Genomic DNA, 4,348 nt, shown 5'->3' on the forward strand with positions numbered 1-4,348 from the left:
CACCGGCTCCTGCCGTGCCACCCGCGCCACCGTCACCGCCGCTGGGGCCTTGACCGCCGTCGCCGCCGCTGCCGTCGGTCCCGCCGCCGTTACCGCCGGCCCCACCGGTCTGGCCCGGCGTGGCGCTGCCGCCGTTCCCGCCGTCGCCGCCGTCGCCGCCGATCGCGCCGCTGCCGCCCTGACCGCCGGTGCCGCCCTGACCGCCCTGGCCGCCGGTGCCACTGGCGCCGCCGTCGGCGCCGTCGCCGGTCGGGTTGGTGACCGTGACGGTGCCGTTGGCGCCCTTGCCGCCGGTACCCGGTGTTCCGCCGTCACCACCGTCGCCGCCGGATCCGCCGGTTCCGCCGATGCCGGGCGTGCCGCCGGTAGCCGTACCCGCGGCTCCGCCGGTGCCGCCCTGGCCGCCGGCGCCACCGACGCCGCCGTTGCCGCCGGACTGGCCGGGTCCGTTGCTGGTGCCGTTGGCCCCGTTGGCGCCGGCGCCGCCGTTGCCGCCGTCAGCGCCGGTGCCGCCCGTGCCGCCGTCACCGCCGTCGCCGGAGATGGTGCCGCCCGCGCCGCCCGCACCGCCGTTGCCGCCGGCGCCACCAGCCTGGCCCGCGCCGCCGGTGGCTCCTGCAGTGGTGGCGTTGGTGCCGTTGACACCTGCCACGCCGTTGCCCGCGTCGCCGCCGTCGCCCCCGTTGCCGTAAGTGCCGCCGCTTCCGCCGTTACCGCCGTTACCGCCGTTGGCGCCCGGGGTCGACGGAGTGAAGCCGTCGCCGCCGTTGCCACCATTTCCGGTGGGCGAGCCCGGTGCGGTGCCGTCGGCGCCGTCGAGGCCGTTGGACCCGTTGCTGCCGCCGGTGCCGGCCAGCCCGCCCTTGCCGCCGGTGCCCTCGATCATGGTGCCGCCGTTGCCGCCGTTTCCACCGTTCGGGTTGGTGGCGGTGCCATTGGCGCCGTTGCCGCCGTTGCCGCCGATTCCCGCGGTGCCGCCGGTTCCGCCGTTGCCGCCGTCGCCGTTGATGCCGACGGTGCCCGCCGGAGCAGCGCCGCCGTTACCGCCGTTACCGCCTGCGCCGCCGTTGCCACCGGCTCCACCGTTGCCACCGTTTTGCGCGCTACCGATGCCGGTGCCGTACTGGTTGACGTCGGCCACGCCGTTTCCGCCGCTGACGCCGTTTCCGCCGTCCCCGCCATCGCCGCCAGTGCCACCGGTTCCGCCGTTGCCGCCGTCGCCTGAGATGGAACCACCGGATCCGCCGTTTCCGCCGGCACCGCCGCTGCCACCCGAGCGGCCGGCTACTCCGCTGTCACCGGGGTTGGTCGCGCTGGGACCCGACAGACCGCTGACGCCGTTGCCACCGTTGCCGCCGGCCCCGCCGTTGCCGATCGACCCGCCGTTACCGCCGTTTCCGCCGTTGCCACCGCTGGCGCCCGGAACGAGGGGGGTATAGCCGTCGCCACCGCGACCACCATTACCCAGCGGGCCGGTGAGCGGGGCGCCGTCGGCCCCGGTGCTGCCGGACGTCGACCCGGTGCCGCCTGCGCCGCCCACACCTGTGGTGCCGGGGTCACCGCCGTCGGCGCCATTACCGCCGTTGCGGCGCAGCACGGTGCCGTCCGCGCCGGCGCCGCCATCACCGGGTGTGCCGGCCTGGCCGCCATTGCCACCATCACCGCCGGCGCCCTGGCTGCCCGCGTTGCCTGCGGTGGCGGTGCCACCGACACCGCCATTGCCGCCGGCGCCACCGTTGCCGCCGTTGCCGCCGTCGCCACCCGCGCCACCGGCTCCGTTGTTGACGCCGGCCTTGCCGAACTGGCCGACCTTGCCGTCGCCGCCGTCGCCGCCGTTGCCGCCGGTGCCACCCGCTCCGCCGTCACCGCCGTCACCGGCGATGGTCCCGCCTGCGCCGCCAGCACCGCCGTTGCCCGCCTTGCCGCCCGAGGTGCCCGCGGTACCGCTGCCACCGATGGTGGTGGCGTCGGTGCCGGGAGTGCCGTCCGAGCCGTTACCGCCGGCGCCGCCGGTCCCACCATTGCCGTACTGGCCGGCGTTACCGCCCGGTCCGCCATCACCACCATCGGTACCCGGGGTGGTCGGGGTGTAGCCGGCGCCACCCGTTCCGCCGGCCCCACCGGCCGTGCTGGTGTTCAAGACCCCAGGCCCGCCGGTGTTTCCGTTCGTTGAACCGGTGCCGGGGGTGCCTCCGGTGCCGACGACAGTGCCCGGATTGCCGCCGGTGCCGCCTGCTCCGCCGGTGGGATGGCTGGCGGTGCCGGCCGCGCCGGTTCCGCCGTTCCCGCCGAGGCCGGTCGTGCCTCCGGTACCGCCGTCACCGCCGACGCCGACGGTTCCGCTGGTGACCGATCCGGCGTTGCCGCCGGGGCCACCCTGGCCGCCGGCGCCGCCGGTGCCGCCGGTGCCACCGGTGCCGTTGTTCACGACGAAGGTCGGGTCGCCTGCCCCGCCGGTGCCGCCGGTGCCACCCGTGCCACCCTGACCGCCGTCGCCGCCGTCACCGCTGTTCCCCGCGATCGAGCCACCGTTGCCGCCCTGGCCGCCCTTGCCGCCGATGGCGCCCTGCTGACCCGTGCCGCCGGTCCCACCCGGCGTGCTCCCGGTCGTACCGGTCAGGCCGGTCCCGCCGGTACCGCCGTTGCCGCCGTCACCGCCGTCGCCGTATTCGCCTGCGCTACCGCCGTTTCCGCCGTCGTAGCCCGGTTGGCCCAGTCCGGGGATACCGAAGGCGTCGCCGCCGTCGCCGCCGTCACCGGTGAGCGCGGTCGGCTTGCTGCCGGGTGCGCCGCTGAGGCCGGGGCCGAGCGGCCCGGCACCGGGAACGCCCGCCGCACCGCCGAGGCCGGGATCGCCGCCGTTGCCGCCGTCGCCGCCGCCCAGGAAGCCGTCGCCGCCGTTACCGCCGGCGGCGGCCGCACCGCCGTTACCGCCGTTGCCGGCGTTACCGCCCTTGCCGATGGAGGTGTTGAAGCCGTTGCCGCCCGGGCCGCCGTTTCCGGCGTTGCCGGCATTGCCGCCCGCGCCGCCGAATCCGTTGGCCGTACCGCTCTTGCCGCCGTCACCGCCGGCGCCGCCGGCCCCACCGGTCTGTCCGTCCTTGCCGTTCGGGTCCAGATCGCTGGTGCCGTTGGCGCCTGCCGCTCCGTCCGAGCCGTTGCCGCCGTTGCCGCCGGCCCCGCCGTTGCCGTTGAGGCCACCGTCGCCACCCTTGCCGCCGTTTCCGCCGGCCTGGCCGGGAATCGTCGGGCTGAAGCCGTCACCGCCATTGCCGCCGTTGCCGCCGATCGCCGTGGGTGTCAACCCGTCGGCGCCGTCGGTCCCGTCGGTGGTGGGGCTGCCGGTGGCGCCCGTGCCCGGGGTTCCGCCCTGGCCGCCGGCCGCACCCGTACCCGGGTTGCCGCCCTTGCCGCCGTCGCCGCCGTCGGGGTTGGCGGCCGTACCGTTGGCGCCGTCCCCGCCGTCTCCGTTCAGGCCGCCGTCGCCACCGGCTCCACCGTTGCCGCCGGCCCCACCGATTCCGGTGGTAAGCCCGGTCCCGGCGTCGCCGCCCTTGCCGCCCGCGCCGCCGACTCCGCCGTTGCCGCCGTTGCCGCCGTCCTGACCGGCACCGGAGTTGACGTTCGGGTTGCCCGCATCGCCGTCGTGGCCGGGACCGCCGGTGGCACCGATACCGCCGTTGCCGCCGGCCCCGCCGTTGCCGCCGGCGCCTTGGTCTCCGGCGAACCCATACGGACCGGAGGTGCCACCGGCACCACCCTGGCCGCCCTTGCCGCCGTTGCCGCCCGCACCACCGCTGCCACCGCTCTGGCCGCCGTTGACGCCGGTGCCGTAGGCGTCGATACCGGACTGGCCCGGGGCGCCGGTACCGCCATTGCCGCCGTCGCCGCCGGCAGCGCCGCTACCACCGGCACCGCCCTTGCCGCCGTTGCCTAGCTGGGCGCCGCCTGCGCCGCCTGCCCCGCCGGCTCCACCTGCGCCGCCGTCCTGGCCTGCGGTGCCGTTGATGGTGGTGGTCGATCCGCTGATCCCGTCGGAGCCCTCGGCGCCTGGTGCGCCGTTCCCGCCGGGGCCGCCATCGCCACCGCTGCCGTAGGCGCCGCCGTTGCCGCCCTTGCCACCGTCGCCGCCCGCTGCGCCGGGGAGTGTGGCGGTGAATCCGGCGCCGCCGTTGCCACCCTTGCCTGCCGGCTCAGTTGGCAGTGCGCCGTCGGTGCCATCGGCGCCGTTGACCGAACCGCTGCCGCCCTGAGCGCCGGCGCCCACCTTGCCCGGATCACCACCGTTGCCACCCGTGCCGCCGGTGATGCTCGTGGCGATACCTGCCGCGCCGTTGCCGCCGGCCCC

1 protein-coding gene is annotated in these 4,348 nt (G+C 77.1%); it reads right to left on the bottom strand.

The window, feature by feature from the left end; all coding sequences use genetic code 11:
• On the bottom strand, nt 1–4,348 hold a 4,348-nt coding region (locus tag BN3385_RS28470; protein WP_059013912.1), incomplete at both ends, for a hypothetical protein.

The sequence above is a fragment of the Mycobacterium sp. M26 genome (genome assembly GCF_001494595.1).
Lineage (GTDB): Bacteria > Actinomycetota > Actinomycetes > Mycobacteriales > Mycobacteriaceae > Mycobacterium.